Source organism: Peterkaempfera griseoplana (genome assembly GCF_001418575.1).
Classification (GTDB): domain Bacteria; phylum Actinomycetota; class Actinomycetes; order Streptomycetales; family Streptomycetaceae; genus Peterkaempfera; species Peterkaempfera griseoplana.
Map to the genome: position 1 here is coordinate 1 of NZ_LIQR01000795.1, position 918 is coordinate 918.

Annotated in this window: 2 protein-coding genes; both read left to right on the plus strand. The window is 71.2% G+C overall.

Annotated features, from left to right (window positions below):
* The first annotated feature begins 37 nt into the window (after positions 1–37).
* Positions 38–244 carry a hypothetical protein gene (locus AOK09_RS36855; RefSeq protein ID WP_055591505.1) on the plus strand — a complete coding sequence of 69 codons (207 nt, stop codon included), beginning with the start codon at positions 38–40 and terminating at the stop codon, positions 242–244.
* 121 nt (positions 245–365) lie between these two features.
* Positions 366–918, plus strand: a 553-nt coding sequence (locus AOK09_RS41030) for a hypothetical protein (protein ID WP_055591506.1), incomplete at its 3' end; no start/stop codon positions are given.

The window sequence follows — 918 nt, forward strand, 5'->3', positions numbered from 1 at the left end:
AGATGGGTATAAGGGACAGACAGGAAGGAACCCCGCCGTGATCCCGACCGCCCTGCCCGACCGCGCCGCACCCGCACCCGCGCTCGCACCCGCCCACGACCGCGAGCACGGCCGCCGCCCGGCACCTCGCACCGCCCCGGCCGCGGGCGTCCGCACCGCGCCCGCGGAGCAGGCCCCCGCCTGTGCCCTGGCCTGCTGGTCGATGGGCGCCGACCCCGCCGAGTGTGAGCTGCACCACACCTGAGCCGACGGCTTCGCTTCAGGTGCACTTGAACTCCGTAGCGTCATTCCCAGGTCGCCGCACCGGATGGTGAGAGCGATCGACACCCCGTCACATCCACTGCCCTGCAAGGGAGTTGTTTGCCATGTCCGCAAGCCTGCTGCTGGTCACCGAGGTCCACGCCGACGAGGCCGACCTGGACCTGGTCGCCAAGAACTGGGCCGAGCACAACGCCGCACACCCCCGCGAGGACCGGGCGCTCTACCGGAGCACCGTGGACGCCACCCTGCTGGAGCTCACCACGCTGGGCAGCCTGGACGAGCTGACCGGGATCCGCGCGGAGTGGACCGACCTCTGGGGCGCCCTGGCGCCGTCCATCACCGCCGACTTCCGCCGGCAGCTGCTGCACTACGTGGAGGCGCCCAAGGACGTGGAGACGGCGCTCCCGCAGACCCCCTACCTCCAGATGCGGCACGTGGAGGTCCGCCCCCAGATGTACCGCGCCTACCGCGAGTGGCGTGAGCGCACCATCTTCGACGTGGTGCGCAACGCCCCCGAGGTGGAGGCGTTCGTCGCCTACCACTCGGTGGTCAGCACCGAGCCCGGGGTGATGTTCGTGTCCGGCTTCAGCTGCGACCCCGAGCGCTACGCCGACGTCTTCCGCTCCGAGCGCTACCAGCAGATCGTCCGCGAGGCCG